Below are 26,029 nucleotides of genomic sequence, written 5' to 3'. Positions count from 1 at the left end.
GATCTCCTTCGTTCCTGAAATTCAAAACCTGCTGCAAGGATTCATTCCAAGCAGCATGTGGGCCCAGATGGCGGAATTGGTAGACGCACTAGTTTCAGGTACTAGCGAGTAACATCGTGGAGGTTCGAGTCCTCTTCTGGGCACCATAGCGATAGCACAAGAACCCCGGCCAGTCTTCGACTCGCCGGGGTTTTTTGTTTCCAGCGCACGCACGGCCAAAAAACGGCCCTCTTCGCCCGCAGCACCACATCCGACGACGCCTTTCGAAACCCGCAGCCCTTCGCTCCACGCCATGGTTCGCGCGCCGCACGGGGTGGCGGTGGCCAAGGACACGGATTCAGGCAAGTGGAACGGGCTTCGTCTCATGAAGTGATGCAAGGCGCCTCCCGCGAGCGAGAGGCATTCCGACATTCTGACGCACGATATCAATGAATGGATCGCGCGCAGCCTGAACATCCGGGTTCGCGCAACGGTGAACCTGGCGCTCGGCCTGATGCGCGCGGCGTTCAACCATGCGGTCAAGGATCGGAAGTGGATGGAAGTGGGCCCCGGCCGTAAGGCCCGAAGCGCGGGCGGGCTCGCAAGAGGCCCGCTGCGTACGACTCAAGAGACGCGCGGTTTGCGCATCTCCACCGGCCGTGACGCCGACCTGCACCTTAACACGTCGATTGCCCGGGCAGTCGCGCGCCCATGGCCGACTCAAAAGAGCGACGACTGCGGCGGCGGCTCCGGAGCCGCTCGCGCCGGCCTCGGCTTCGCCTGCGCCGGCGGCAGTGCTTCGGCGACCATCGCCAACCGCTCGGCCGGGAACTGGTTCATGAAATCCATCGAGCGCTGCGCCGGTGCGTCCAGCCAGGCCTCGTACTGGGCTTCCGGCAGGATCACCACCATGCGCTTGTCCTGCGCGTGCAGCGGCCGCGCCGGATCGGGCCGGTGCATCTCCTTGAACATCGGGTGCGTGTCGGCATTGATCGTCAGCATCGTGAAGCTGTCGGCCCACTTTCCCGTGGCCGGGTCCTTCCATGGCGCCCAGAGGCCGGCGACGCCCAGGGTTTCGTCGTTGGCGGCCGTGAAACGGGTCGGGACATGGGTCCCAGTGCGCCAGTCGGGCTCGTAGATCGCCTCGCAGGGCACGATGCAATGCCTCGCCTGGGCCCAGGCGTGCTTGAAGCTGGCGAGCTGGTCGACGGTCTCGACGCGGGCGTTGTAGGTTCGCACGCCGTATTTCACGTCTTTCGCGAAGCCCGGGAGCAAGCCGAAATGGCCTTCGACGATCTCCATCGCCGGCACCGCGTCGTCGCCCGAATCGCGCTCGCGCGGCCGCCGGATGAAGGGCGCCAGCTGGGTCGGGTAGATGTGCAGGCCGCCGGGCGGCGGCTCCCAACTCGGCGGCAGTCGGATGCCGAAGTGCTTCTCGATCTGCTTGCGGCGCTTTTCTGCTTGGTAGTGGCTGCACATGTCCGCAATGTACCGCCCGACGCCCGCGGTCCGGCGCTACCAGAGCCGCCACCAGGGCCGCGCCCGCGAGCACGGCACGGCGTCCAGCCCGGCCGCCACGGTGGACGGCGCGCCGAAGCGCCGCTGGAGTTCCTTTTCCATCCGGTGCGCGACCGCGCCGGCGCGCGGCTCGCCCTGCAGCGACCGCCGCCGCCACGCGAAGGCCAACGCAGCCAGTTGATCGTCACTGAGCTTGTCCATGAGGAATTCTCCCATCGGGCTCAGCGCTCGCCCATACGCCGTTCGGCGACCTCGGGCCGGCGCGGCGGGTGCGCGACAGGCGCGAGCCACGCCACGGCGGCCTCCGCTGGCGCCATGGCGCGCAGGCGCGGGTCGCGCCACAGATCGGCCGCCACCTCGTCGAGCTGATCAGGGTCCACGGTGCGCCATTGGCGCTGCAGCTGGTGGGCACAGACTGCAATCCAGTCATCTCGTTCCATGCGCCCAGAATAACAAAGTACTGTTTTTTTATCCAGTCTTTGACGCCGCATCGCCTCGGGCAGAATTCCCGGGATGCCCCAACTCAAGATCACCGTCGTCAACCTCACAGGCCAACCCCAGCTGGTGCATGTCTTCGACACGCTCAACGGCGGCACGCGTCCGGTCGAGGGCAACCCGTTCGAACTGGCGAACGGCGAGCGTTCGACGGTCTTCGGCGTCAACTCGGACGCGCGCGGCCGCGGAATCCTGGCCTATCGCAGCCGCAGCGGCCTCGTGCGCAGCGGCATCGACGTGACGGACGGCGCCGGCGTCGAGATCCGCTGAGCCATGGCCGCCGCCCCGGGTCGGGTGCAGAATCGGCAGGCTCTTCGTTCAACCCTTTTCTGTCAGGCAGTCCCGCCATGCGCTTGAAAACCGGCCTCCTGGCCATCACGCTCCTCTTTCTGGCCAACGCGTCGTTCGCCCAGGCGGCAGAACCCACCGACGCCGCCAGCTGCAAGGCCGAGGAAGCCAGCCTCGACCAGGACATCGCGCAGGCGCGCGCCCGCGGACAGATGCTTCGGCGCCGCCAGCTCAGCGACGCCCTGGTCGCCTTGCAGGCTCACTGCGATGCGATGATGGCGGCCAAGGATCCGGCGACGCAGATCAAGCGCCAGGAGCAGGAAGTGCAGCAGCTGCGCCTCGAGCTCGAACGCGCCGAAGCGCAGCTGCGCAAGCTCAAGGCGGCTCAGAAGTCCTGAGCGCCCTCGGCGCACATTCGGTCAGATGGGCAGCGCGATCAGGTCGTGGCCCTCGGCGCCGACGATCCGGGCCCGGGTGAATTCGCCCACCTTGAGCGTCTTGCTGATCTTCTCGGGCGGCAGCAGCCGGACGATGCCGTCGATCTCGGGCGCATCGGCGTAGCTGCGGCCGACGCCGCCCTTGCGCCCCATGGCCGGCGCGGAATCGACAAGCACCTGCATGGTGGCGCCGATGCGCTGGCGCAGCTTGGCGATAGAGACCGCTTCGGCGACCTCCATGAAGCGCGCCCGGCGCGCCTCGCGCTCGGCTTCGGGCAGCATGCCCGGGATCTCGTTGGCGGCCGCACCCTGGACCGGGCTGTAGGCGAAGCAGCCGGCACGGTCGATGCCGGCCTCGCGGATGAAGTCGAGCAGGTGCTCGAATTCGGCCTCGGTCTCGCCGGGGAAGCCGGCGATGAAGGTGCTGCGGATCACAAGCTCGGGGCAGACCTCGCGCCAGCGCGCGATGCGTTCGAGGTTCTTCTCGCCGCTGGCCGGCCGCTTCATGCGCTTGAGCACGTCCGGATGGCTGTGCTGCAGCGGCACGTCGAGGTAGGGCAGCACCTGGCCGCTGGCCATCAGCGGGATGACCTCGTCGACGCTCGGGTAGGGGTAGACGTAGTGCAGGCGCACCCAGGCGCCATAGGGCTCGGCGATCTCGCCCAGCGTGCGAACCAGTTCGAGCATCCGGGTCTTGACCGGCTTGCCGTCCCAGAACCCGGTGCGGTACTTGACGTCGACCCCGTAGGCCGAGGTGTCCTGGCTGATCACCAGCAGTTCGCGCACGCCGCCTTCGAACAGGGCCCTGGCCTCGGACAGGACGTCGCCGACGGGCCGCGACACCAGGTCGCCGCGCATTGACGGGATGATGCAGAAGGTGCATCGGTGGTTGCAGCCTTCGCTGATCTTCAGGTAGGCATAGTGGCGCGGCGTGAGCTTGAGGCCGGCGATGCCGAAAGCCTGCGGTACCAGGTCGATGAAGGGGTCGTGCGGCTTGGGCAGGTTGGCGTGCACCGCGTCCATCACCTCCTGGGTGGCATGGGGGCCGGTCACGGCCAGCACGCTGGGGTGCATCTGGCGCACCAGGTTGCCGCCCTGCTCCCCGGTCTTGGCGCCCAGGCAGCCGGTGACGATGACGCGGCCGTTCTCGGCCAGCGCCTCGCCGATGGTGTCGAGGCTTTCCTTGACCGCGTCGTCGATGAAGCCGCAGGTGTTGACGATGACGAGGTCGGCGCCCTCGAAGGTCTTGGAGGTCTGATAGCCCTCGGCACTCAATTGGGTCAGGATCAGCTCGGAATCGGTCAGGGCCTTGGGGCAACCCAGGCTCACGAAGCCGACTTTGGGGGCCGCTGGCGCGGCTGTACGTTCAGGGGAGGCAACTTCGCTCATATCCCCCTATTGTCCCAGCTATCGGGCGCCGCAGCGCGATCAAGGGCGTTTCAGGCCGAAAGCGCCCAGCACCTGCTCGGTGTTCTTCTGCATCTGCTCCTGCATCTGGAGGAAGACGCTCTTGGACTGCTCGACGTAATTCCCCATCAGGCCCTGGAGCATCGGGGACTGGACCGCCATGAACTTGGTCCACATCTCGGGGCTCAGGCTTTCCGCCTTCTCGCTCAGCTGCGCCTGGACCTCGGACATCGCCTGGATGTTCTTCTCGAGGTAGGGTCCCATGTAGCTCTGCATCGCCTGGCCGTAGAAGCGGATGATGCTGGCCAGCACCTGCTCGGTGAACATCGGCGCCCCGCCGGCCTCTTCCTCGAGGATGACCTGCAACAGGATGCTGCGCGTGAGGTCGTCGCCGCTCTTGGCGTCGCGGACCACGAACGAGGCCTTGTTCATGACCAGCTGCTTGACCTCTGCGAGCGTGATGTAGCTGGAGGTTTCTGTGTCGTAGAGCCTTCGGTTCGGATACTTCTTGATCACCCGCTGGGCCGGCTTGGCGCCGGACTTCTTGCTCTGCACTAGGAACTCCTTCTGGTTGGGCGCCACGGCGCGCGAGCCATTCTAGGGAGCGGCTTTGCCGTCTCGCGCCGAGGTTTACCCTGACCGGAAAATCCCGGAGGCCGCCCGGGGGCGCCCGGTTCGGCTAGTCGAGCGTGGTGGCGTATTCGGCGCCGCAGACCTTGCAGCCGCCGGACTCCGGGCGGTCATCGGTGGCCTCGCGGTAGTGCAGCGGGCTCTTGATGCCGTGGAACACCCAGCAGCGTGGGCAGTGCTCCTGCCCGGCCAGCGGAAGGAAGGCACGCGCCCGCTGCTCGGCGCGTTCACGCGTGACGGGCACACCCTGGCGGACGGTGCGCGCCACGTCTTCGGCGGCCATGGTGCCCGCCCGACCGTTGGCCCGGTCGTTCAGTCCATACACCACCCGCGCAAATTCGAGCGGCGCCTGGCGCACCAGTGCCGCGATGCGGAGTTCTTCGAGCGTGGAGTCAGTCTCGGCCGCGGGGGTGTTCATCGGTGCCCTGGATCAGATGCTGTAGGAGGTGACGGGAGTCCAAGGTACCACAACTGAAGTCGGCGCTGCCAGTTGCCGAATGCCATAGGCCCCTTCTCCAACGGTGTCCGGGTCGGGACATTTCCCTCCCCGGACAATTCCCTTCATCCTTGAGGGCATATCGCACAGACGCCTGTGCGCTTCCTCTCCAGAATCGCCGCTCCCTGACCAAGGCCGAATGGCGCACGAGAATGAAATACAAGACGCTGGAAGAATTCCTGCACTGCGCCCAGGCGCGCAATCCCGACCAGCCCGAATACCTGCAGGCCATCGCCGAAGTGATGAAAAGCCTGTGGCCCTACATCGAGAAGCACCCCGGCTACGCCGAGCACGGCCTGCTCGACCGGCTGGTCGAGCCGGAGCGGATCATCATCTTCCGGGTGTCCTGGGTCGACGACCGCGGCGACGTCCAGGTGCAGCGCGGCTACCGCGTGCAGCACAGCTCGGCGATCGGCCCCTACAAGGGCGGGCTGCGCTTCCATCCCTCGGTCAATCTCTCGATCCTGAAATTCCTGGCCTTCGAGCAGACCCTGAAGAACGCGCTCACCACCTTGCCGATGGGCGGTGGCAAGGGCGGCTCCGACTTCGATCCCAAAGGCAAGAGCCCCGGCGAGATCATGCGTTTCTGCCAGGCCTTCGTGACCGAGCTGTTCCGCCACATCGGGGCCGACCGGGACGTTCCGGCCGGCGACATCGGCGTCGGCGCACGCGAGATCGGCTTCATGGCCGGCATGATGAAGAAGCTCAGCAACGCCGCCGACTGCGTCTTCACCGGCAAGGGCCTGAGCTTTGGCGGATCGCTCATGCGTCCCGAAGCCACGGGCTATGGCACGGTCTACTTCGCCGAGGAAATGCTGCGCCAGAAGGGGCTCGGGCTGGAAGGCCTGCGGGTGGGCGTTTCCGGCTCGGGCAACGTGGCGCAGTTCGCGGTCGAGAAGGCGATGGCGCTGGGCGCCAAGGTGGTCACGGTGTCCGATTCGAGCGGCACCGTCTTCGACGAAGCCGGCTTCACGCCGGCCAAGCTGGCCCAGTTGATGGAGGTGAAGAACCGGCACTACGGACGCGTCGGCGACTATGCCGAGCAGGTCGGCGCGCAGTTCCTGCCCGGTCGCAGCCCGTGGCATGTGCCGGTCGATGTCGCGCTGCCCTGCGCGACGCAGAACGAGCTCGATGCCGAAGACGCCGCCATGCTGGTGAAGAACGGCGTGACCTGCGTCGCCGAGGGCGCGAACATGCCCTCCACGATGGAGGCGATCGCGCTGTTCGAGCACCATGGCGTGCTGTTCGCGCCCGGCAAGGCGAGCAACGCCGGCGGCGTGGCGACCTCGGGCCTGGAGATGAGCCAGAACGCCATGCGCATGTCGTGGCCGCGCGAGGAAGTCGATGGCCGGCTGCGCTCGATCATGCGCAGCATCCACGAGGACTGCCTGCGCCACGGCCGCAGGGAAGATGGCACGGTGAGCTATGTCGATGGCGCCAACGTGGCGGGCTTCGTGAAGGTGGCGGATGCCATGCTGGCGCAAGGCGTGATCTAGAAGCCAAAGGCTCGCCCTCGGTCGCTCCCATGCGGCCGATGCGAAACGCATCGATGGAGCCCGACCGGCGTCGAAAGGAAGGAAAGAAATTTCCCCGTAGGCCTGAGAGCTGGTCACTCTCAGAGGGGAAATTTGGTAGGCGCGATTGGACTCGAACCAACGACCCCCACCATGTCAAGGTGGTGCTCTAACCAGCTGAGCTACGCGCCTGAGGTTGTATTCGAGAGGCCGAAGTATAGCAGGCTTCTGAAGGCACTTTTTCAGCGGCGTCGCGCAGAACGCACACCGGGCACCGCGGCGACCACCGCGAGCACCTGCTTGAGCCGCGTGACGTCGGCGATCTCGACCGTGAAGGTCATCCACGCCGTGCCCTTCACCGACTGCGTCTGCACGCCGATGACGTTCATCTTCTCGCGCGCCAGCACGTCCGAGATGTCGCGCAGCAGGCCCTGCCGGTCGGCCGCCTCGACCGCCACGTCGACCGCGTAGACCGAACCCGCATCGCCGCCCTTCTGCGCGCCCCACTCCACATCGATCACACGCTCGCTGTTCTGCCCCGCCATCGTGCGGAAGTTGCTGCAATCGGCACGGTGCACGCTGACGCCGTGGCCCTTGGTCACGAAGCCGCGGATCGCATCCGGCGGCGCCGGCTTGCAGCACTTGGCGAGCTGCGTCATCAGCGACGAGACACCGACCACCAGCACGCCGCCGCGCCCCGACTGCTCGCTGCCGCGCGCCTTCTTGATGACGACGCCGTCGTCCGGCCCCGGCGGCGGCTCGGGCGGACGCAGCAGCATCTCGATGTTGCGCAACGAGAACTCGTCCTTGCCGACGACCTCGAACAGGTTGTCGGCCGACTTGAAGCCCAGCTGCGACGCGAGGTCGTCGAGCTTCAGTGCGGTCTTGCCCTCGCGCTGCAGCAGCTTCTCGACCGCCTCGCGGCCGCGCGCGACGGTCTCGTGCGTGATTTGTGCGTTGAACCAGGCGCGCACCTTGGCGCGCGCCCGATGACTGACGAGGTAGCCGAGGTCGGCATTGAGCCAGTCGCGCGACGGCCCGCCTTCCTTGGCGGCGATGATCTCGACCGTCTGGCCGTTCTGCAGCGGCGTGTTGAGCGGCACCATCGCGCCGTCGACGCGCGCGCCGCGGCAGCGATGGCCGAGGCTGGTGTGCACGGTGTAGGCGAAATCGACCGCGGTCGCGCCCTGCGGCAGCTCGACGATCGCGGCGTCGGGCGTGAGCACGTAGATGCGGTCGTCGAACAGGCCCTGGCCGCGCTGGCCTCCCGAGAGATCGCGCTCCCAGGCCAGCAGCTGCCGCAGCACCGCGATCTTGGCGTCGTATTCGCCGCTGGCCCAGACGCCCGCGTAGCCCTTGTGGCCAGCCTCCTTGTAGGCCCAGTGCGCGGCCACGCCATGCTCGGCATGATCGTGCATCTGCTCGGTGCGGATCTGGATCTCGATCGGCTTGCCCACATGGCCGCCGACGACCTCGCGCACCACGGTGTGCAGCGACTGGTAGCCGTTGGGCTTGGGCCGCGCGATGTAGTCGTCGAACTCTTCGTCGATCGGCTGGAAGTGGGAGTGCACCCAGGCCAGCGCCGCATAGCAGTCCTTGACGTCGGCCACCACCACGCGCAACGCCATGATGTCGAACACCTGCGCGAAGTCGAGCGACTTGCCGCGCATCTTCTTGACGATGCTGTAGATGTTCTTGGGCCGTCCCTGCACCGTGGCCTTGACGCCCTCGGCCGCCAGGTCGCGCTCGAGGCGGGCGCGCAGTTGCTCCACGTAGCCTTCGCGCTCGATACGCTTCTCGTCGAGCAGGCGCGCGATCAGCTTGTAGGTCTCGGGCTCGAGGAAGCGGAACGACAGGTCCTCGATCTCCCACTTGACCTGCCAGATGCCGAGCCGGTTGGCCAGCGGCGCGAACACCTGCAGCGATTCGCGCGCGACGTTCTCGGGCAGCGGCTGCCTGCTGGCCGCCGCATGGCGCAGGGTCTGCAGGCGCGAGGCCAGCCGCAGCATGACGACGCGCAGGTCGCGCGAGAACGCCAGCAGCATCTTGCGCACGTTCTCGGTCTGGGTGCCGGCGGCCTCCGGCTGCGCGTTCGCCGTCGCCGAGCGGGCCTGCTTCTGCACATGCACGAGCTTGGTGGTCTCGACCGCCAGCGCAGCGAAGTTCTCGCCGAACACCTTGGCGATGACCTCCTGCGGCCGGTTCAGGTGCTGGCACGAATAGACCAGGTAGCTGGCCGCCTGCATGGCCTCGGAACCGCCCATGGCACGCACGATCGCAGCCACGGCATCGGCATGCGCCAGCGTGTTCTCGCCGGTGTCCAGCGTCTCGTCGGCGATCAGGGGCTCGGCGAAGGCGCGCGCACGCGCCAGCATGTTGGCCATCACCGGCGTGCGTTCGGCGGTGGCGGCCGACAGCGGGTAGTCGACCACCAGCGATTCCGACGGCGCCGGCACGTGCAGATTGGATTGCTCGCGCTTCACGGGGCGCCCCGCCTGGAAAGCAAGGGCCGCACGAAGGGCCCGCGAGCTTCACGAGACACGTGAGAAATGGCGGGCGCGGTCATGTAGGAAAAGGCTAAATCGCGATGAAGATAATGGGCTCGTTGCATCCTAATTCATTCGGAGATTGTCATCATGCTCAAAGGCAAAACCGCGCTTGTCACGGGGTCCACCAGTGGCATCGGGCTCGGCATCGCGAAAGCCCTGGCCGGCCAAGGCGCGAACATCGTTCTCAACGGATTCGGCGACTCGGAAGGCCCGAAGGCCGAGATCGCCGCGCTGGGCGTGAAGGTCGAACATCACGGCGCCGACATGAGCCGCGCGGGCGACATCGAGGACATGATGAAGTTCGCCGCCAGCCGCTTCGGCCGCGTCGACGTGCTCGTCAACAATGCCGGCATCCAGCATGTCGCGAAGGTCGAGGACTTCCCGGCGGAACGCTGGGACGCGGTGATCGCGATCAACCTCAGCAGCGCCTTCCACACCACCCGGCTCGCGGTGCCGGCGATGCGCGAGGCCAACTGGGGCCGCATCATCAACATCGCCTCGGCGCACGGGCTGGTGGCGTCGGCGCAGAAATCGGCCTATGTGGCGGCCAAGCACGGCATCGTCGGCTTCACCAAGTCGGTGGCGCTCGAGACCGCCACCACCGGCGTCACCTGCAACGCGATCTGCCCCGGCTGGGTGCTGACCGCGCTGGTCCAGAAACAGATCGACGACCGCTCGGCCCGCGAAGGCATTTCACTGGCCCAGGCGCAGAACGATCTGCTGGGCGAGAAGCAGCCCTCGCTGCAATTCACCACGGTCGAACAGCTGGCCGGGCTGGCGGTGTTCATGTGCTCGCCGGCCGCCGACCAGGTGCGCGGCGTCGCCTGGCAGGTGGACGGCGGCTGGACCGCGCAGTAAGGCGGCCTGCTTGCGGCCTACTTGAGCTGCACCGAGCCCGAGACGTTGACCACCACGTTGGCCTTGCCCGCTTCGATCGGGACCGGCGCATCGGAGGCGGCCTTGGCCATCGCCTCCATCGCCATCATGCGCGGCTGCACCGGTCCGCCCAGATGGGCGTTGACCGACACTTCGCGCAGCGTGTAGCCGCTGAAGCCGAAGCCCTTGGCGAGTTCGTCGGCGCGCTGCTTGAAGTTGTCGATCGCCACGGACTGGGCCTCGGTCTCGGTCTTGGCCTGCTGTTCGCGGCTCAGGCCGAAGCCGACGTTGGCGATCGACAGCGTGCTGATGCGGCCGGCGGTCTGGGTGATGCGCGGGAAGTCGCGCCCTTCGAGCACCAGCGACGCGGTACCCCGCCAGCCGGTCATCTTGCCTTCGCGGCTGTAGCGCGGCGCCAGGTTGAAGTTGCCGGTCCGGACGTCGAGCTGGCCGGGCTGGGCGCTCTTGCGCGCCTCGACCAGCGCGGCATCGAGCGCGGTGCGCAACTGCGTCTGGACGGTCGCCGCGTCAGCGGCTTCGCGGGTGGTGCTGAGCGTCATCGAGAGCAGGTCCTGCTGGACCTCGACCGTCGAGTTGGCGGACAGCTGGAGCACGTTCTGCGGCGGTGCGATCGACACGGTCTGGGCCGCGGCAACGCCGGCAGCCATCCAGACGGCACAGGCCGCCATCGATTTGAGATTGTTCAAGTCGGCAATTCCTTGGAAAACGAAAAGGCCCGCGCGGGCCGCGGCTCAGGGCTGCTGGCTGCGCGGAGCGGGCAACGCGCCGGGAGACGGCGCGTCCGGCATCATGCGCCCGCCCGAAGGCGCTCCAGCCGACTGCGCGAGATTCTGCTTCGGCGCCCATTGCTGGCGCACCTGCTGCCTCAACTGGGCGAGCTCGGCGGGCGTCAGACGCCGACCGGCGCCGGCGCCGCGCCCTTCCCCGCCGGTCGCACCGCCCACCGCCAGCAAACCCGGCGGCCCGGCCCAGGCCGGCAAGCCCGACGTGGCAACCAACAACGACAACATGACAAGCGTGGATTTCATGGCGGCAAATTGTGACGACAAGGTCACTGTGCCATCGCCTTGCAAGGCGCAGACGTCTCACGCGCTAGCGGCCGCAAGTTTTGTAACTTAGTGTCAACACCTACCCTAAAGCGGGCCAATGAGCCCGCAACGGCTTCAGAATTGGCGTTGTTACAAATTCGGCGTTGTGAAAATGAATCAAGCTCCCGCCCGCACAGACAAGATCGTGATCGTCGACGACGACGCACGCATCCGCGACCTGCTCCGCCGCTACCTCACCCAGGAAGGATTCGAGGTCATCGTTGCCGAGGACGGCAAGGCGCTCAACCGCATCCTGCTGCGCGACACGGTCGACCTGATCGTGCTCGACCTCATGATGCCGGGTGAAGACGGCCTCTCGGTGTGCCGCCGCCTGCGCGCGGCCAATGACCGCACCCCGATCATCATGCTGACGGCCAAGGGCGAGGACGTCGACCGCATCGTCGGCCTCGAGGTCGGCGCCGACGACTACCTCGGCAAGCCCTTCAACCCGCGCGAGTTGCTGGCCCGGGTCCATGCGGTGCTGCGTCGGCGGCCCCCGCTGGAGGCGCCCGGCGCGCCGTCGACCGACAACGAGACCGTCAACTTCGGGCCTTTCAGCTTCGACCTCGGCTCGCGCACCCTCAAGAAGGATGGCGAAGAGCTGTCGCTGACCACCGGCGAGTTCGCGATGCTGAAGGCGCTGGTGCGTCATCCGCGGCAGCCCCTGTCGCGCGAAAAACTGGCCCAGCTGGCGCGTGGCCGCGAATTCGAGCCCTTCGACCGCAGCCTGGACGTGCAGATCTCGCGGCTGCGCAAGCTGGTCGAGTCCGACGCCGCGGCGCCGCGCTACATCCAGACCGTCTGGGGCGTCGGCTACGTGTTCGTGCCGGACGGCACGACCTGAAGCGCTGACGGACGTGGCCATCGGGCCTCAGACCACCCAGCCCAGCCCGCTCGAGGACAGCACCCAGGGCACGCTGCCGAGCCCGCTGGGAAGCATCGGCTCGCGCCGCCGCCGGAAACGGCTGCACCTGGGCCTCAGCCTTTTCTGGCGCACTTTCTTCCTGCTGGTGCTGCTGCTGGTCGGCTGCACGGTGGCCTGGCTGCAGACCTTCCGGGCGCTCGAATACGAGCCGCGCGCGATCCAGACGGCGCACCAGATCGCTTCCCTTGTCAATCTGACGCGGGCGGCGCTGGTCTATTCCGATGCCATCACCCGGGTCTCGCTGATCAAGACGCTGGCCGACCAGGAGGGCGTGCGCATCCTCCCGCGCGAGCCGGGCGACCGCTTCCTGCCCTACACCAGCGGCGCGCTCGACCAGCGCGTGACCGAAGAGCTGATCGCGCGGCTGGGCGAGGGCACCACGGTCGCGAGCCGGGTCAACGACGAGCCGGGCCTCTGGGTCGGCTTCACGATCGAGAGCGACACCTACTGGCTGCTGGTCGACCCGACCCGTTTCAGCCGTCTCGACCGGCGCACCTGGATGATCTGGCTGGCCACCACGATGGCGCTGTCGCTGGCCGGCGCGGCGCTGATCACGCGGCTGATCAATCGGCCGCTGAAGCAGCTGTCGCAGGCCACGCTGCAGGTGCGCGAGGGCGAGTACGAGGCCCACCGGCTGGACGAGCGAGCCCGCACCAACGAGATCCGGGCGGTCAACGTGGGCTTCAACCGGATGGCCGACCAGCTGGCCAAGATCGAGCAGGACCGCGCCGTGATGCTGGCCGGCATCTCGCACGACCTGCGCACGCCGCTGGCGCGCCTGCGCCTCGAAACCGAGATGAGCGTGGCCGACGAGGACGCGCGCGACCACATGGCGGCGGACATCGCCCAGCTCGACGCCATCATCGACAAGTTCCTCGACTACGCCCGGCCCGACCACGTCGATTTCCGCCCGGTGCTGCTGCGCGACGTGATCGACGCCTGCACCTACGCGGTCCAGGACCACGAGGACATCAAGATCACGGTCGACGTGCCGGCCGACCTGCGGGTGATGGCCGACGAGGTCGAACTGCAGCGGGTGATCTCCAACCTGGTGGAGAACGCGCGCCGCTATGGCAAGACGCCCTCCACCGGCGTGGCCGACATCACGATCCAGGCCCAGGCCCACAACGACGCGGTCCTGATCAAGGTGCGCGACCATGGGGCCGGGGTCGCGGCCTCGATGCTGTCTCAGCTCAGCAAGCCCTTCTTCCGCGGCGACGTGGCCCGCACCTCGGCGGCCGGGGCCGGGCTGGGGCTGTCGATCGTGACCAAGAACATCGAGCGCATGGGCGGGACCTTCGCACTGACCAGCACGCCGGGGCGCGGGCTGGCGGCCCACATCCGGATGCCGCGCGCGGCATCGATCAAGATCGATCCCCTGGCAGCCAAGGACAAGCCGGCGCCCGCGGCGGGACCGTCGAACAAGGCCTAGCGAGGGCGCCAGGCTCGCTCAGCCCCCGTGCGGGCGATGTTCTTCGGAAAACTTCGGCTGCGCGGTGCCGGCGAAAGCTTCGAGCGCCGAACCGATGCCGCCCGATTTTTCCAGCGCGCCGACGATCCTCCTGAAGAGCGGCCGGTAGGCCTCGTCGGCCTCGTAGCCGGTCATCGGGTCGCGGTTCGCGCCGAACGCCGCGTCGAGTTCGGCCCAGTCTGCCGCGCCGAGTACGGCCTCCGCCAGCGGCAGGACCTCCGTCTCCTCGACATGCATGTGCTCCAGGTAGGCGAGGGCGTACTGGCGCATGGCAGCTTCGAACGCCTCCCAGCCGGCGTTGCGCCCCGCGGGATCGCCCAGGACCTGGATGCCGAGCAGCGCGTGCTCGATCTCGCGCAACGCATGTCCGCCGCTCGCATGGTCTCGATCGAGGCGATCGAGGACGGCGTCCAGCTTGTCGTCGCGCCCGCGCAGCCTGGGGAACAACAGCCGGCTTTCCTTGGGGTGGTGGAGCTTCTCGGGAAATTCGCCGATGTAGAAGACCATGGCCTCCAAGGCGGCGAGGTCGGGGACCGTGTTCCGGCGCCGATGCTCCCCGAGCAGCAGGAGAATCGCCCGCAGCATCGCCGAGAGCGCTCTGTGTTCACGCAGGATGATGTCGACGGTGACATGCGTCATGAGGGGCTCCTCCACACGCTGCGGTGCAGCCGGGGCCTTGGCCCCGATGACATGTTCGCTGCAAAGCCCGCCGCCTGCCTTGCGCCATGTCAAGGCGCTGCGCTGCCGACCCCTCGACGCAGCAGCGCCACGGCGCGCGCTTCCATCGCCCTGCCCTCGCCCACCGGACCGAGCTTCTCGGCCGTCTTGGCCTTGACGTTGACCTGCTCGACCGCCAGGCCGAGCGTCGCCGCGATGCGCTGGCACATCGCCGGGATGTGCGGCGCCAGCTTCGGCGCCTGGGCGATCACAGTGCTGTCGACGTTGCCGATCTGCCAGCCGGCGGCCCGGACGCGGCGCGCCGCCTCGGCCAGCAGCACCGACGAGTCGGCGCCCCTGAACTGCGGATCGGTGTCGGGGAAATGGCGCCCGATGTCGCCGAGGCCGGCCGCACCGAGCAGCGCATCGGTGATCGCATGCAGCAGCACATCGGCGTCGGAATGGCCCAGCAGCCCCGTGGCATGGGGCACCTCGACACCGCCGAGGATCAGCTTGCGGCCGGCCACCAGCTGGTGCACGTCCCAGCCTTCGCCGACGCGGATGTCGCACCCGCTCATGGGCGGCTCCTGCGGCTCTGCAGGATCGCCTCGGCCAGCGCGAAGTCCTCGGCATAGGTGAGCTTGAAGTTCTGCGCGCTCCCCGGCACCAGCAATGGCGCCAGGCCCACGGCCTCGATCGCGCTGGCCTCGTCGGTGACCGCGTCGCCGCTGCGCTCCAGCGCGTCGAGCAGCATCCCGATGCGGAACATCTGCGGCGTCTGGGCCAGCCACTTGTCGGCCCGGGTCGGCGTGCTCGCGACCCGGCCCTCGGGGGTGGCGACCTTGAGCGTGTCCGCCAGCCGATGGGCCAGCAGGCCGCCGACCGCGTCATGCTCGCAGGCCGCGATCAGGGCCTCGATCTGGCTGGGCGTGACCAGGCAGCGCGCGGCGTCGTGCACCAGCGCCCAGTCGTGCGGGCCTGCGCCCAGCTGCCGCAGCGCGCGCAGGCCGTTGCGCACGGTGGCGGCGCGGCTGGCGCCGCCGACCCGCAGCAGGTGCTCGCCGGCGGCCGGGAAGCGCGGCAGTGCGCTGCCGACATCGGCATCGTCGGGCGCCACCACCAGCGCCAGGCCGGCGAATGTCCCGGCCAGCGCGCGAAACGCCTCCAGCGTGTGCTCGACCATCGGCCGGCCGGCGATCCGCCGGTACTGCTTGGGGCCGGCGCTGCCGGCACGGCTGCCGGAACCGGCGCAGGGAATCAGGACGAAAAAGCGGGAGGCGGACATGGAGAGCAAGGGCGGCCAGCGGCAAAAGGACAGCCATTCTAGAATCGACCCCCTGCACACCCCTCGCCGGCCGGCGCGGGGTGTTGTGCATTTCCCGGGCACTTCATGGACCTACCCCATCTCACCGCGGGCAAGCGCTTCACGCTGCCGCGCCCTCCGCTGTCGGCCGATGCGCTGATGCTGGCGCAACTGGCCGAGCGCGAAAAAGCGGCCGGCCGGGCCACCGCCGTCTTCACCGCCGATGCCAACGACGCCCAGCGCCTGATCGACGAGATCGCCTTCTTCGCGCCCGAACTGCGCTGCGCCCTGTTCCCCGACTGGGAGACCCTGCCCTACGACAGCTTCTCGCCGCACCAGGACCTGATCAGCGAACGGCTCGCGACGCTCTGGCGCATCAGCCAGAAAGAAGCCGACGTCGTGCTGGTGCCCGCCACCACCGCGCTCTACCGGCTGGCGCCGCCGGCCTTTCTCGCCGGCTACACCTTCCAGTTCAAGAGCGGGCAGAAGCTGCAGGACTCGAAGCTCAAGGCCCAGCTCACCCTCGCCGGCTACACCCACGTGACGCAGGTCGTGAGCCCGGGCGAGTACGCGGTGCGCGGCGGCCTGATCGACCTGTTCCCGATGGGCTCGCCGGTGCCATTCCGGGTCGACCTGTTCGACGACGAGATCGACTCGATCCGCACCTTCGACCCCGACACCCAGCGAAGCCTCTACCCGGTGCCCGAAGTGCGGCTGCTGCCGGGCCGCGAATTCCCGATGGACGACGACGCCCGGGCGCGCTTTCGCAGCCGCTGGCGCGAGTTGCTCGAAGGCGATCCGACCCGCAGCCGGATCTACAAGGACATGGGCAACGGCGTCGCCACCGCCGGCATCGAGTACTACCTGCCGCTCTTCTTCGAAGAGACCGCGACCGTCTTCGACTACCTGGGGCCCGACGCCACGGTGGTGCTGCACGGCGACCTGGAGCCGGCCTTCCAGCATTTCTGGCAGGACACGGGCGAGCGCTACCGCCTGGTGCAAGGCGATCCCGAACGGCCTGCGCTGCCGCCCCAGGCGCTGTTCCTGAACGCCGAGCAGTTCTACCAGCGGGCCAAGCCGCACCCGCAGCTGGCGATCCGCGGCGAAGCCGACGCCGATGCACCGCCCTACGCCGAGTTCGATGTCCTGCCGCCCTTCGCCGTCGTGCGCGGCGCGGACGACCCGCTGGTCAAGCTCAAGGAACACATCCGCAGCACGCCGCACCGCGTGCTGGTGATCGCCGAGAGCGACGGGCGGCGCGAGAGCCTGCTCGATTTCCTGCGCGCCAGCGGCGTCGGGCCGCCGGCCTTCGACTCGCTGGCCGAGTTCGAGGCCCAGCCCGACGAGAAGATCGGCATCGCCACCGCGGCCCTGGTGGCCGGCTTCGCCTGGCGCGAACAGGGCATCGACTTCGTCACCGAGACCGAGCTCTTCGCGACCGCGCCGGCCACCCGCCGGCGCAACAAGAAGCAGGAGCAGGTCAGCGACGTCGAGGCGCTGATCAAGGACTTGAGCGAGCTCGCGATCGGCGACCCGGTGGTGCATTCGGCCCACGGCATCGGCCGCTACCGCGGACTGGTCAACATGGACCTGGGCCAGGGCAAGGACGCCGAGGGCAAGCCGCTGCTGCAGGAGATGCTGCACCTGGAGTACGCCGACAAGGCCACGCTCTACGTCCCGGTGTCGCAGCTGCACCTGGTGAGCCGCTACACCGGCGTCAGCGCCGACGAGGCGCCGCTGCACAAGCTGGGCTCGGGCCAGTGGGAGAAAGCCAAGCGCCGCGCCGCCGAGCAGGTGCGCGACTCGGCCGCCGAACTGCTCAACATCTATGCCCGGCGCGCCGCGCGCGAGGGCTACGCCTTCCGCTTCTCGGCCGCCGACTACGAGGTCTTCGCCAACGACTTCGGCTTCGACGAGACCGCCGACCAGAAGGCCGCGATCCATGCGGTGATCCAGGACATGATCTCGCCGCAGCCGATGGACCGTCTGGTCTGCGGCGACGTCGGCTTCGGCAAGACCGAGGTCGCCCTGCGGGCCGCCTTCGTGGCCGTGACCGGCGGCAAGCAGGTCGCCTTCCTGGCGCCGACCACCCTCCTGGCCGAGCAGCACTACCAGACGCTGGTCGACCGCTTCGCCAAGTGGCCGGTCAAGGTCGCCGAGATGAGCCGCTTCCGCTCCCCCAAGGAGATCACCGCGGCTGCGAAGGGACTCGCCGACGGCAGCGTGGACATCGTGGTGGGCACGCACAAGCTGCTGTCGCAGTCGGTCAAGTTCAAGAACCTGGGGCTGTTGATCATCGACGAGGAGCACCGCTTCGGCGTCCGCCACAAGGAGGCGATGAAGGCGATGCGGGCCGAGGTCGACGTGCTGACGCTGACCGCCACGCCGATCCCGCGCACGCTGGGCATGGCGCTCGAAGGCCTGCGCGACCTGAGCGTGATCGCCACCGCGCCGCAGCGGCGGCTGGCGATCAAGACCTTCGTCCGCAACGAGGGCACTGGCGTGATCCGCGAGGCGGTGCTGCGCGAGTTGAAGCGCGGCGGCCAGGTCTACTTCCTGCACAACGAGGTCGAGACGATCGAGAACCGGCGCCAGAAGCTGGAGCAGATCCTGCCCGAGGCGCGGATCGCGGTGGCCCATGGCCAGATGCCCGAGCGCGAGCTCGAGCGCGTCATGCGCGACTTCGTGGCCCAGCGCTACAACCTCCTCCTGTGCTCGACCATCATCGAGACCGGCATCGACGTGCCGACCGCCAACACCATCGTGATGAGCCGCGCCGACAAGTTCGGCCTGGCGCAGCTGCACCAGCTGCGCGGCCGGGTCGGCCGCAGCCATCACCAGGCCTATGCCTACCTGATGGTGCCGGACATCGAGGGCCTGACCAAGCAGGCGGCGCAGCGGCTCGACGCGATCCAGCAGATGGAAGAGCTGGGCTCGGGCTTCTACCTCGCGATGCACGACCTGGAGATCCGCGGCGCCGGCGAGGTGCTGGGCGAGAACCAGAGCGGCAACATGATGGAGATCGGCTTCCAGCTCTACAACGAGATGCTGGCCGAGGCGGTGCGCTCGCTGAAGGCCGGGCAGGAGCCCGACCTGCTGGCGCCGCTGTCGGTCACGACCGAGATCAACCTGCATGCGCCGGCCCTGCTGCCCGACGACTATTGCGGCGACGTCCACCTGCGGCTGTCCTTCTACAAGAAGCTGGCGACCGCCAAGACGCCGGACCAGATCGACACCTTGCTCGAGGAGATCGTCGACCGCTTCGGCAAGCTGCCGCCGCAGGCGCAGACGCTGATCGACGTGCACCGGCTGCGCGTGCTGGCGCGGCCCTACGGCGTGATCAAGGTCGATGCGGCGCCGGGGGTGATCCACATCACCTTCAAGAAAGACCCGCCGATCGACTCGATGAACATCATCCACCTGATCCAGAAGAACAAGCACATCAAGCTCGCGGGCAACGAGAAGCTGCGCATCGAGCGCGAGCTGAAGGAGCCCAAGGAGCGGGCGCAGATGGTGCGCGACGTGCTGCGCAGCCTGGGCCAACCGCGCAGCGAGGATGCCGCGTTGGCATATGCAAAGGCATAGGCTAAACTGAGCGGATGTCGTCGACACTGCCTCCGCCCCGCCACGTCCGGCTGTTTCGCAATGGCGCGAACCAGGCCGTACGGATTCCGCGCGAGTTCGAGTTGCCGGGCAACGAGGCCCTGATGCGTCGCGAAGGCAACACGCTGGTGATCGAGGCCGTGAGTCCGCCGCAGAAAGGCACGCTGGCCGGCCTGGCCTCCGTGCTCGCCACCATGGACACGCTCGACGAGGACTTTCCGGACGTGGACCTCGGGCTGCGGCCGCTGGACGACATCGACCCATGACCGCGCTGGGCGGCACTGCGCCGCTGCATCTGCTCGACACCAACATCATCTCCGACCTGATGCGCCATCCGGCCGGCAAGGTGGCCGACAGGATCCGGGCACTGGCCGCCGAACGGCCCGACGGCGAGGTTTGCACCAGCATGGTGGTCGATGGCGAACTGCGCTTCGGCTTGGCGCGCAAAGCCTCGCCCCGCCTGAACGAGGCCTACGCGCGGACGATGTCGATGATCGAGGTGCGCGATCTTCCGGCTTCGGCGGCGCAGCTCTACGCCGATGTCCGGACGCACCTCGAACTGCGCGGCATGCCGATCGGCCCCAACGACATGCTGATCGCGGCCCACGCCCTGGCGCTCGACGCGACGCTCATTACCGACAACGAAGACGAGTTCCGGCGCGTTCCCCATCTGAAAATCGACAACTGGCTCCGCTGAGCGACCTGCTCCATGTACTTCCCCCAAAAACTCTCCCCCGGCCTCGTCGTGCAGCGCTTCACGCCGCCGCTCGCGCTCGCCGACTTCAAGCTGATCGCGTTCGACATGGATTCGACCCTGATCAACATCGAATGCATCGACGAAATCGCCGATGCGGTCGGCAAGAAGGCCGAGGTCGCGGCCATCACCGAGGCCACGATGCGCGGCGAGATCAAGGACTTCAAGGAAAGCCTGCGGCGGCGCGTGGCGCTGCTGAAGGGCGTTCCGGTGGCGGCCCTGCAGCAGGTCTACGACCAGCGCCTGCAGCTCAATCCGGGGGCGGAGCAACTCGTTCTGGCCTGCAAGGCTGCGGGGCTCAAGGTGCTGCTGGTGTCAGGCGGCTTCACCTTCTTCGCCAACCGCGTGAAGGATAGTCTGGGCATCGATTTCGCACGCTCCAACTTGCTCGACGAAGCCGACGGCCTGCTCACGGGCGAGGTCGTGCAGCAGTCCTGGGGCGACATCTGCGATGGCGCCGAGAAGCGCCGCACCCTGCTCGAGGTGGCCTCGCTGCTGGGCATCTCGGCGGCCGAGACGATCGCCGTCGGCGACGGCGCCAACGACCTGCCGATGATGGGCGAAGCCGGCCTCTCGGTGGCCTTCCATGCGAAGCCGCTGGTGCGCGAACAGGCGATGGTGGCGATCAACGAAGGCGGGCTCGACCGCCTGCTCGAAGTGCTCCGGTGAGCCCCATGGCCGACGACAAGCGCCCGCCGCCCGTCTCCGCGACCCTGCACAGCGACCGCCGCGGCGGTGTCGAGCACGGCGCGATCCACAAGCCGATCCACACCTCGGTGCAGTACGGCTACGAGCGCACCGAAGACCTGATCGGCGTCTTCCAGGGCACGCTCAAGAACAGCTTCAGCTATGCCCGCCAGGGCACACCGACCACCGCCGCGCTCGAAGCCAAGCTGACGCAGCTCGAGCAAGGGCTCGGCAGCATCTGCTTCTCCAGCGGCATGGCGGCGCTGAGCGCGGTCTTCCTCACCTTGCTGCGCGCCGGCGACCACGTCGTCTCGAGCCATTTCGTGTTCGGCAACACCAACAGCCTGTTCGGCACGCTGGCCGGACTGGGCGTGGCGGTCGACAAGGTCGATGCGGGCTCGGTCGACCGCGTGCGCGACGCCCTGCGGCCGCAGACGCGCATGGTGTTCGTCGAGACCATCGCCAACCCCGGCACCCAGGTCCCCGACCTCGAGGCGATCGGCGCCTTGTGCCGCGAGCGCGGACTGCTCTACGTGGTGGACAACACGATCACCTCCCCCGCCCTGTTCCAGCCGCGCAGCGTCGGCGCCGGGCTGGTCGTGAACTCGCTGACCAAGACCATCGCCGGCCACGGGGCGGCGCTGGGCGGCGCGGTCACGGACACGGGCGAGTTCGACTGGCAGGCCTATCCCAACATCGCCGCCAGCTACCGCGGGCTCGACCCCCGGCAATGGGGACTGCAGCAGATCCGCAAGAAGGGGTTGCGCGACATGGGCGGCACCCTGGCACCCGAGCAGGCCCACCGCATCAGCCTGGGTGCCGAGACGCTGGCGCTGCGGGTGGCGCAGACCAGCGCGACCGCGCTGGCGCTGGCGCGCTTTCTCGAAGTCCATGCGGCGGTCGCCAGGGTGCACTACCCGATGCTCGCAAGCCATCCGCAGCATGCGCTGGCGACGAAACACTTCCAGGCCGGGTCCTGGCTGCTGGCTTTCGAACTGCGCGACAGCAGCCGCATGCCGGCCGCGCTCGACCGCCTGCAGCTCGCCATCAAGGCCACCGGCCTCGGCGACAACCGGACGCTGGTGATCCCGGTGGCGCCGACGATCTACTGGGAAGCAGGCCCCGTGGTGCGCGCCGAGATGGGGATCGCAGACGGACTGGTCCGGGTCTCGGTCGGGCTCGAAGCCGCAGACGAACTCATCGCAGATTTCGGACAGGCGCTGGCCTGATCACCTCGATCCGGTCAGGCATTGGTCAGTTTCACGGCCGAGTCACATCCTTTTTCTAGAGTCCCCTGCATTCACGGCGCCGGACATGGGGTCCGGTGCTTTCGAATCTGAGGAGCATCAATGAAGAAGAAGGTGATCTATCCGTCGCTGCTGGGCATGGGCCTGAGCCTGCTGGTGACGGCATGCGGGGGCGGGAGCAGCAACGGCGGCAGCCTGCCGGTCGCAGTCGGCGGCACGGGCGGCGGCACGACGACCCCGGCGCCGGCCGCCCCGGCACCCGCCCCGCGGGCCAAGAACGTGATCTTCTTCCTGGGCGACGGCATGGGCATCACGACCATGACCGCCGCGCGCATCTACCAGGTCGGCGAGGACGGCGAGCTCACCATGGACAAGCTGCCCGAGACGGCCTTCGTCCACACCTATTCCAACGATGGCCAGGTGACCGACAGCGCGCCCTCGATGGCCGCCTACATGACCGGCGTGAAGATGAACAACGAGGTCATCTCGATGTCGCCCGAGACCCGGGCCGTCGACGCTGCCGGCAAGGCCTACCACCTCAACTTCGACAGCACCTGCCCGGGCACCGGCAACGGCGTCGCGGTCGAGACCCTGCTCGAGCGGATGGGGGCCGCGGGCTACGGCACGGGCGTGGTCAGCACGGCCCGCATCACGCACGCCACGCCGGCCACCACCTATTCGCACGTCTGCCACCGCGATGCCGAGAACACCATCGCAGCGGCGCTGGTGCCCGGCGGCGCCGGCTACAACGCCAGGCTGGGCCAGGGCATCGACGTGATCCTCGGCGGCGGCAGCAGCTACTTCACGCCCAAGGAAGACGGCGGCACTCGCAACGACAAGCGCAACCTGGTGAAGGAACTGCAGGCCGCGAAGTACAGCTTCGCCTCGAACAAGTCCGAGTTCGACAAGCTGCCGGTCGACGGCACGCGAATCGCCGGCCTGTTCACCAAGAGCCACATGAGCTACGACCTCGACCGCGACCCGGCCAAGGAACCGAGCCTGTCGGAAATGACCGGCAAGGCCATCGACGCGCTGGCGACCAAGAAGTCGGGTTTCTTCCTGATGGTCGAGGGCGGGCGCATCGACCATGCGCTGCACGCGACCAACGCGCGGCGAGCGCTGCAGGACACGGTGGCTTTCGACGATGCGATCAAGGCCGCCCTCGAAAAGATGGAAGCGCTCGACCCGGGCCTCGCGAACACGCTGATCGTGGTCACGGCCGACCACGACCATTCGCTGCAGATGAACGGCTATGCCAAGCGCACCGGCAAGACCGAGCCCGGCAAGCCCGGCGTGCTCGGCCTGGTGAAGAGCTATGTCAACGGCGCGTCGACCACCGACGTCGACGGCAACCCCTACACGATCCTCGGCTTCGGCAACGGCCCCAATCGCCTGCCGACCCGCGGGCCGATCGACGACGCCACGCTCGAGAGCCCGGACTACCTGCAGGAAGCCGTGGTCCCGCTGGCCAGCGAGACGCATGGCGGCGGCGACGTCTTCCTCGGCGCCAAGGGCGTCGGCGCCGACGCGTTCAAGGGCGCGCTCACCAACAACGACGTGTTCGGCCTCATCAAGACCGCCACCGGTCTCTGAGCCCACACCCATCCAGATCAGGAATCCATCGATGACTCCCACCATTCGAAGCATCAGCCTCGCCGTTTCCCTCGCGCTCACGGGCCTGGGCGGCAGCGCCCACGCCGCCGGAGAGGCGAAGAACGTGATCTTCTTCCTCGGCGACGGCATGGGCCCCGTGACCGTGACCGCCGCGCGCATCTACAAGGGCGAGAAGCAGCTGGCGGCCCAGCCCGGCTCGCTGGTCTCGGCCGAACGCGCCAAGCTGACGATGCAGTCGCTCGGCTACGCTGCCCGCGTCAAGACCTTCTCGAAGGACGGCCAGACCACCGACAGCGCGCCCTCGATGGCCGCCTACATGACCGGCGTGAAGATGAACAACGAAGTCATCTCGATGTCGGAAGACACCGCGGCCTACGCACCCGATGGCTCGCAGTACATCAGCGGCGAAGACACCACCTGCAGCGCGACCAACGGCAAGCCCGCCGCCACGCTGCTGGAAATGGCGAAGGCCCAGGGGCGCTCTGTCGGGGCGGTCTCCACCACCCGCGTCGGGCACGCGACGCCGGCCGCCACCTATGCGCACATCTGCAACCGCAACGCCTACAACACGATCGCCGAGCAGTCGGTGCCAGGTCATGCGCGCTACAACGCGGCGCTGAAGGACGGCGTCGACGTGCTGCTGGGCGGCGGCCAGCGCAACTACCTGCCGAAGTCGACCTACGCGGCCAGCAAGCGCACCGACAACGTCAACCTGGTGACGGCGATGGAGGTCAAGGGCTACACCTACGTCGACACCGGCAGCAAGCTGGCCGCGCTCGACACCACTGCGACGACCAAGCTGCTGGGCCTGTTCTCGGCCAGCGAGATGGCCTACGAACTCGACCGCGTGAACCAGAACCTCGACCAGCCCAGCCTGTCGCAGATGACAGAGAAGGCGCTGCAGGTGCTCAGCCGCAACGACAAGGGCTTCTTCCTGATGGTCGAAGGCGGCCGCATCGACCATGCACTGCACGGCAGCAACGCCAAGCGGGCGCTGGAGGACACGCTGGCGCTGGACCGCGCCATCGACACCGCGCTGGCCTTCATGGAGAAGAAGGACCCGGGCCTGAAGAACACGCTGGTGGTCGTCACGGCCGACCACGACCACGCGATCGCCTTCAACGGCTACAGCAAGATCAACAACCCGATCCTGGGCAAGGTGCGCGACTACCAGACCGGCGACCTGGCCAAGGCCTCCGACGGCAAGCCCTACACCACACTGGTGTTCGGCAACGGCGGGCGTCCGAACGCCACCGTCGGCAGCGACGTCAATGCCGAGGACGGCAACAAGCCGTGGGTTGCGCCGCCGCGCGGTGCCACGCGCGACGACCTGACCAACGTCGATACCACGCAGGACAACTTCCTGCAGGAAGTGGGCATCAACCTGGGCACGCCGGGCTCCGAGACCCATGGCGGCGGCGACGTGATGCTGTTCGCGGGCGGCGCCGGCGCCAGGATCTTCAAGGGCACGATGGACAACACTCGGGTGTTTTCCAAGGTCAAGGAAGCGGCCGGTCTCTGATGGCAAGGCACTCGAACCCCCTGGGCGCCCTGGCGCTGCTGGCGACGCTGCTGGCCGGCGGCGCCGCCGCGCAGCCCGCCGCGGCACCGCCGGTCGCCGTCACCACGGCCGCGGTGGAGGCCGCGCCCCCGGTCGATCTGCGCGTGACGCATGTCAGCCGCTCGGTCGGCGTCGACGGCGTGACGCGCGAGACCCGCTACACCAACCGCATGTTCCGGCGCACCGGCACCGTGTGGACCGAGCGCGAGCTCCCCGAGGGCCTGCGCGCGAGCCTCGGACACGGCCATCCGCATGCGCACGGCCCGCACGCCGGCCATGCCCACGACGAAGCGCAGGGCGCGCCCCTGCGCATCACGCGCCGGTCGGATGGCAGCGAGCTGGTGGAGGTGGTGCTCGACCAGACCCACCGGGTCATCGAGGTCGACCGCGCGCACCACGGCAACGTCGGCTACGGCGGCTCGTGGGATGCGGCCTACTGGCTGATCGCGCCGGCCCAGCTGCAGCGCATGACGCGCGTCGGGGTGGTCCGCGACGGCGTGCAGCGCTGGCGCGGCGTGCAGAGCGAGACCACGACCGTGGTGGACTGGGACGTGGCGAGCCAGTTTCCGCGCCGCATCGAGCGCAGCGATGCGCACGGCACCTCGTTCTACCTGCTGACCGCGACCCGCCTGCCGGCGCCGAAGCCGGAGCCCTGGGCCGCGAGCAAGGGCTACGACCGCGGGGACTACTCGGACTTGCTGGACTAACCGCCAACTCGCACGGGGTGATGCGGCTGTCACCAACGACGACATGGGCTCGCCGCCCGGCAACGATCTGAAGCACTACGATGGCTTCTCGCACATCAGGATCAACGACCAGTGGCGTCTGGCCTGGAAGTGGAACGGCGACAGTCCCGAAGAAGTGAAGATTTACGACCCTCATTGAAGCGCGCGGCAAAAGCAATTCCGC

27 protein-coding genes and 2 tRNA genes are annotated in these 26,029 nt (G+C 68.1%); 16 read left to right on the top strand and 13 right to left on the bottom strand.

Annotation, left to right across the window (positions count from 1 at the left end):
• Positions 1 to 61: 61 nt before the first annotated feature.
• Positions 62 to 146: transfer RNA gene (locus tag QTI17_RS05825), tRNA-Leu, on the top strand.
• A 553-nt stretch (positions 147 to 699) separates the two neighbouring features.
• Here QTI17_RS05825 and QTI17_RS05820 read toward each other — a convergent pair.
• Genes QTI17_RS05820 through QTI17_RS05810 form a run of 3 tightly spaced genes read right to left on the bottom strand, consistent with a single transcriptional unit; the run spans position 700 to position 1,937 of the window.
• Entirely contained in the window at positions 700 to 1,458 is a 759-nt protein-coding gene (locus tag QTI17_RS05820) for an SOS response-associated peptidase (protein ID WP_286531704.1), read from the bottom strand.
• Between the two features lie 36 nt (positions 1,459 to 1,494).
• Positions 1,495 to 1,698, bottom strand: a complete 204-nt coding sequence (locus QTI17_RS05815; RefSeq protein ID WP_286531703.1) for a hypothetical protein — start codon at positions 1,696 to 1,698, stop codon at positions 1,495 to 1,497.
• Positions 1,699 to 1,718: 20 nt separating this feature from the next.
• Positions 1,719 to 1,937: a hypothetical protein gene (locus QTI17_RS05810; protein ID WP_286531702.1), complete on the bottom strand. Its 219-nt coding sequence runs from the start codon at positions 1,935 to 1,937 to the stop codon at positions 1,719 to 1,721.
• Between the two features lie 73 nt (positions 1,938 to 2,010).
• Here QTI17_RS05810 and QTI17_RS05805 point away from each other — a divergent pair, with 73 nt between their 5' ends.
• Complete coding sequence (locus tag QTI17_RS05805) at positions 2,011 to 2,262, top strand: hypothetical protein (protein ID WP_286531701.1); 252 nt, start codon at positions 2,011 to 2,013, stop codon at positions 2,260 to 2,262.
• A gap of 77 nt (positions 2,263 to 2,339) precedes the next feature.
• On the top strand, positions 2,340 to 2,678 hold the full coding sequence (locus QTI17_RS05800; RefSeq protein WP_286531700.1) for a DUF1090 family protein: 339 nt from the start codon (positions 2,340 to 2,342) through the stop codon (positions 2,676 to 2,678).
• A 21-nt stretch (positions 2,679 to 2,699) separates the two neighbouring features.
• Here the strand turns inward: QTI17_RS05800 and rimO are convergent, their stop codons facing one another.
• The 3 genes from rimO to QTI17_RS05785 form a co-directional block, all read right to left on the bottom strand.
• Positions 2,700 to 4,106, bottom strand: coding sequence for a 30S ribosomal protein S12 methylthiotransferase RimO (gene rimO / locus QTI17_RS05795; protein WP_286531699.1), 1,407 nt, complete (start codon positions 4,104 to 4,106; stop codon positions 2,700 to 2,702).
• 39 nt (positions 4,107 to 4,145) lie between these two features.
• On the bottom strand, positions 4,146 to 4,679 hold the full coding sequence (gene phaR / locus QTI17_RS05790) for a polyhydroxyalkanoate synthesis repressor PhaR (protein WP_478139604.1): 534 nt from the start codon (positions 4,677 to 4,679) through the stop codon (positions 4,146 to 4,148).
• Between the two features lie 124 nt (positions 4,680 to 4,803).
• Positions 4,804 to 5,172, bottom strand: coding sequence for a hypothetical protein (locus QTI17_RS05785; protein WP_286522379.1), 369 nt, complete (start codon positions 5,170 to 5,172; stop codon positions 4,804 to 4,806).
• A gap of 230 nt (positions 5,173 to 5,402) precedes the next feature.
• Between QTI17_RS05785 and gdhA the strand changes: the two genes are divergently transcribed.
• Positions 5,403 to 6,746 carry an NADP-specific glutamate dehydrogenase gene (gene gdhA / locus QTI17_RS05780; RefSeq protein WP_286531698.1) on the top strand — a complete coding sequence of 448 codons (1,344 nt, stop codon included), beginning with the start codon at positions 5,403 to 5,405 and terminating at the stop codon, positions 6,744 to 6,746.
• 133 nt (positions 6,747 to 6,879) lie between these two features.
• Here the strand turns inward: gdhA and QTI17_RS05775 are convergent.
• Positions 6,880 to 6,956: transfer RNA gene (locus tag QTI17_RS05775), tRNA-Val, on the bottom strand.
• Between the two features lie 50 nt (positions 6,957 to 7,006).
• A complete protein-coding gene (locus QTI17_RS05770) occupies positions 7,007 to 9,148 on the bottom strand; it encodes a RelA/SpoT family protein (protein WP_286532153.1) in 2,142 nt (713 codons plus the stop codon).
• A 252-nt stretch (positions 9,149 to 9,400) separates the two neighbouring features.
• Here QTI17_RS05770 and QTI17_RS05765 point away from each other — a divergent pair, with 252 nt between their 5' ends.
• Entirely contained in the window at positions 9,401 to 10,171 is a 771-nt protein-coding gene (locus QTI17_RS05765) for a 3-hydroxybutyrate dehydrogenase (RefSeq protein WP_286531697.1), read from the top strand.
• Between the two features lie 17 nt (positions 10,172 to 10,188).
• Here the strand turns inward: QTI17_RS05765 and QTI17_RS05760 are convergent, their stop codons facing one another.
• Positions 10,189 to 10,878, bottom strand: a complete 690-nt coding sequence (locus QTI17_RS05760; RefSeq protein WP_478139685.1) for an SIMPL domain-containing protein — start codon at positions 10,876 to 10,878, stop codon at positions 10,189 to 10,191.
• 63 nt (positions 10,879 to 10,941) lie between these two features.
• Positions 10,942 to 11,238, bottom strand: a complete 297-nt coding sequence (locus QTI17_RS05755; protein ID WP_286531696.1) for a hypothetical protein — start codon at positions 11,236 to 11,238, stop codon at positions 10,942 to 10,944.
• Positions 11,239 to 11,410: 172 nt separating this feature from the next.
• On the opposite strand from QTI17_RS05755, the gene ompR reads away from it, so the two are divergent.
• Both ompR and QTI17_RS05745 read left to right on the top strand, forming a co-directional pair.
• Positions 11,411 to 12,142, top strand: a complete 732-nt coding sequence (gene ompR, locus QTI17_RS05750; RefSeq protein WP_028250078.1) for an osmolarity response regulator transcription factor OmpR — start codon at positions 11,411 to 11,413, stop codon at positions 12,140 to 12,142.
• Positions 12,143 to 12,155: 13 nt separating this feature from the next.
• Positions 12,156 to 13,655, top strand: coding sequence for a sensor histidine kinase family protein (locus tag QTI17_RS05745; RefSeq protein ID WP_436411608.1), 1,500 nt, complete (start codon positions 12,156 to 12,158; stop codon positions 13,653 to 13,655).
• 18 nt (positions 13,656 to 13,673) lie between these two features.
• Here the strand turns inward: QTI17_RS05745 and QTI17_RS05740 are convergent, their stop codons facing one another.
• The 3 genes from QTI17_RS05740 to ispD form a co-directional block, all read right to left on the bottom strand.
• Positions 13,674 to 14,333, bottom strand: a complete 660-nt coding sequence (locus QTI17_RS05740) for a hemerythrin domain-containing protein (protein ID WP_286531695.1) — start codon at positions 14,331 to 14,333, stop codon at positions 13,674 to 13,676.
• 89 nt (positions 14,334 to 14,422) lie between these two features.
• Positions 14,423 to 14,929, bottom strand: a complete 507-nt coding sequence (ispF, locus tag QTI17_RS05735; protein WP_286531694.1) for a 2-C-methyl-D-erythritol 2,4-cyclodiphosphate synthase — start codon at positions 14,927 to 14,929, stop codon at positions 14,423 to 14,425.
• Entirely contained in the window at positions 14,926 to 15,636 is a 711-nt protein-coding gene (gene ispD, locus QTI17_RS05730) for a 2-C-methyl-D-erythritol 4-phosphate cytidylyltransferase (RefSeq protein ID WP_286531693.1), read from the bottom strand. The genes ispF and ispD overlap by 4 nt, the downstream gene beginning before the upstream one ends.
• 105 nt (positions 15,637 to 15,741) lie before the next feature.
• On the opposite strand from ispD, the gene mfd reads away from it, so the two are divergent.
• The 9 genes from mfd to QTI17_RS05685 all read left to right on the top strand — a co-directional run bounded on the left by mfd (position 15,742) and on the right by QTI17_RS05685 (position 26,005).
• Positions 15,742 to 19,239: a transcription-repair coupling factor gene (mfd, locus tag QTI17_RS05725; protein ID WP_286531692.1), complete on the top strand. Its 3,498-nt coding sequence runs from the start codon at positions 15,742 to 15,744 to the stop codon at positions 19,237 to 19,239.
• 14 nt (positions 19,240 to 19,253) lie between these two features.
• Positions 19,254 to 19,523, top strand: a complete 270-nt coding sequence (locus QTI17_RS05720) for an antitoxin (protein ID WP_286531690.1) — start codon at positions 19,254 to 19,256, stop codon at positions 19,521 to 19,523.
• Positions 19,520 to 19,954 (top strand): type II toxin-antitoxin system VapC family toxin, encoded by a 435-nt coding sequence (locus QTI17_RS05715; RefSeq protein ID WP_286531689.1) that lies wholly within the window; start codon positions 19,520 to 19,522, stop codon positions 19,952 to 19,954. Before QTI17_RS05720 ends, QTI17_RS05715 begins: the two co-directional genes overlap by 4 nt.
• Positions 19,955 to 19,966: 12 nt before the next feature.
• The gene (serB, locus tag QTI17_RS05710) at positions 19,967 to 20,680 is read left to right on the top strand and encodes a phosphoserine phosphatase SerB (RefSeq protein ID WP_286531688.1); all 714 of its coding nucleotides are present in this window, start codon (positions 19,967 to 19,969) and stop codon (positions 20,678 to 20,680) included.
• Between the two features lie 5 nt (positions 20,681 to 20,685).
• A complete protein-coding gene (locus QTI17_RS05705) occupies positions 20,686 to 21,927 on the top strand; it encodes a cystathionine gamma-synthase family protein (RefSeq protein ID WP_286531687.1) in 1,242 nt (413 codons plus the stop codon).
• Positions 21,928 to 22,047: 120 nt separating this feature from the next.
• The gene (locus tag QTI17_RS05700; protein ID WP_286531685.1) at positions 22,048 to 23,538 is read left to right on the top strand and encodes an alkaline phosphatase; all 1,491 of its coding nucleotides are present in this window, start codon (positions 22,048 to 22,050) and stop codon (positions 23,536 to 23,538) included.
• Positions 23,539 to 23,569: 31 nt separating this feature from the next.
• Positions 23,570 to 25,081 carry an alkaline phosphatase gene (locus QTI17_RS05695; protein WP_286531684.1) on the top strand — a complete coding sequence of 504 codons (1,512 nt, stop codon included), beginning with the start codon at positions 23,570 to 23,572 and terminating at the stop codon, positions 25,079 to 25,081.
• Entirely contained in the window at positions 25,081 to 25,827 is a 747-nt protein-coding gene (locus QTI17_RS05690; RefSeq protein WP_286531683.1) for a hypothetical protein, read from the top strand. Before QTI17_RS05695 ends, QTI17_RS05690 begins: the two co-directional genes overlap by 1 nt.
• 43 nt (positions 25,828 to 25,870) lie before the next feature.
• Positions 25,871 to 26,005 (top strand): type II toxin-antitoxin system RelE/ParE family toxin, encoded by a 135-nt coding sequence (locus QTI17_RS05685; protein WP_286531682.1) that lies wholly within the window; start codon positions 25,871 to 25,873, stop codon positions 26,003 to 26,005.
• The last annotated feature ends 24 nt before the right edge of the window (positions 26,006 to 26,029 follow it).

The sequence above is a fragment of the Variovorax sp. J31P179 genome, from assembly GCF_030316985.1.
GTDB lineage: Bacteria > Pseudomonadota > Gammaproteobacteria > Burkholderiales > Burkholderiaceae_C > Variovorax > Variovorax ginsengisoli_B.
This window is presented reverse-complemented; position numbering and strand designations above follow the sequence as displayed.

What these genes read in the sequence shown, in the direction of transcription:
- QTI17_RS05755 (WP_286531696.1), bottom strand. Translation starts at nt 11,238, where the DNA reads ATGAAATCCACGCTTGTCATGTTGTCGTTGTTGGTTGCCACGTCGGGC.
- QTI17_RS05770 (WP_286532153.1), bottom strand. Translation starts at nt 9,148, where the DNA reads ATGGCCAACATGCTGGCGCGTGCGCGCGCCTTCGCCGAGCCCCTGATC.
- QTI17_RS05685 (WP_286531682.1), top strand. Translation starts at nt 25,871, where the DNA reads ATGGGCTCGCCGCCCGGCAACGATCTGAAGCACTACGATGGCTTCTCG.
- QTI17_RS05815 (WP_286531703.1), bottom strand. Translation starts at nt 1,698, where the DNA reads ATGGACAAGCTCAGTGACGATCAACTGGCTGCGTTGGCCTTCGCGTGG.
- ispF (WP_286531694.1), bottom strand. Translation starts at nt 14,929, where the DNA reads ATGAGCGGGTGCGACATCCGCGTCGGCGAAGGCTGGGACGTGCACCAG.
- QTI17_RS05785 (WP_286522379.1), bottom strand. Translation starts at nt 5,172, where the DNA reads ATGAACACCCCCGCGGCCGAGACTGACTCCACGCTCGAAGAACTCCGC.
- QTI17_RS05805 (WP_286531701.1), top strand. Translation starts at nt 2,011, where the DNA reads ATGCCCCAACTCAAGATCACCGTCGTCAACCTCACAGGCCAACCCCAG.
- gdhA (WP_286531698.1), top strand. Translation starts at nt 5,403, where the DNA reads ATGAAATACAAGACGCTGGAAGAATTCCTGCACTGCGCCCAGGCGCGC.
- QTI17_RS05765 (WP_286531697.1), top strand. Translation starts at nt 9,401, where the DNA reads ATGCTCAAAGGCAAAACCGCGCTTGTCACGGGGTCCACCAGTGGCATC.
- QTI17_RS05705 (WP_286531687.1), top strand. Translation starts at nt 20,686, where the DNA reads ATGGCCGACGACAAGCGCCCGCCGCCCGTCTCCGCGACCCTGCACAGC.
- ompR (WP_028250078.1), top strand. Translation starts at nt 11,411, where the DNA reads ATGAATCAAGCTCCCGCCCGCACAGACAAGATCGTGATCGTCGACGAC.
- QTI17_RS05760 (WP_478139685.1), bottom strand. Translation starts at nt 10,878, where the DNA reads ATGGCGGCCTGTGCCGTCTGGATGGCTGCCGGCGTTGCCGCGGCCCAG.
- QTI17_RS05695 (WP_286531684.1), top strand. Translation starts at nt 23,570, where the DNA reads ATGACTCCCACCATTCGAAGCATCAGCCTCGCCGTTTCCCTCGCGCTC.
- QTI17_RS05690 (WP_286531683.1), top strand. Translation starts at nt 25,081, where the DNA reads ATGGCAAGGCACTCGAACCCCCTGGGCGCCCTGGCGCTGCTGGCGACG.
- rimO (WP_286531699.1), bottom strand. Translation starts at nt 4,106, where the DNA reads ATGAGCGAAGTTGCCTCCCCTGAACGTACAGCCGCGCCAGCGGCCCCC.
- QTI17_RS05820 (WP_286531704.1), bottom strand. Translation starts at nt 1,458, where the DNA reads ATGTGCAGCCACTACCAAGCAGAAAAGCGCCGCAAGCAGATCGAGAAG.
- QTI17_RS05810 (WP_286531702.1), bottom strand. Translation starts at nt 1,937, where the DNA reads ATGGAACGAGATGACTGGATTGCAGTCTGTGCCCACCAGCTGCAGCGC.
- QTI17_RS05740 (WP_286531695.1), bottom strand. Translation starts at nt 14,333, where the DNA reads ATGACGCATGTCACCGTCGACATCATCCTGCGTGAACACAGAGCGCTC.
- QTI17_RS05720 (WP_286531690.1), top strand. Translation starts at nt 19,254, where the DNA reads ATGTCGTCGACACTGCCTCCGCCCCGCCACGTCCGGCTGTTTCGCAAT.
- serB (WP_286531688.1), top strand. Translation starts at nt 19,967, where the DNA reads ATGTACTTCCCCCAAAAACTCTCCCCCGGCCTCGTCGTGCAGCGCTTC.
- QTI17_RS05800 (WP_286531700.1), top strand. Translation starts at nt 2,340, where the DNA reads ATGCGCTTGAAAACCGGCCTCCTGGCCATCACGCTCCTCTTTCTGGCC.
- QTI17_RS05700 (WP_286531685.1), top strand. Translation starts at nt 22,048, where the DNA reads ATGAAGAAGAAGGTGATCTATCCGTCGCTGCTGGGCATGGGCCTGAGC.
- QTI17_RS05715 (WP_286531689.1), top strand. Translation starts at nt 19,520, where the DNA reads ATGACCGCGCTGGGCGGCACTGCGCCGCTGCATCTGCTCGACACCAAC.
- ispD (WP_286531693.1), bottom strand. Translation starts at nt 15,636, where the DNA reads ATGTCCGCCTCCCGCTTTTTCGTCCTGATTCCCTGCGCCGGTTCCGGC.
- mfd (WP_286531692.1), top strand. Translation starts at nt 15,742, where the DNA reads ATGGACCTACCCCATCTCACCGCGGGCAAGCGCTTCACGCTGCCGCGC.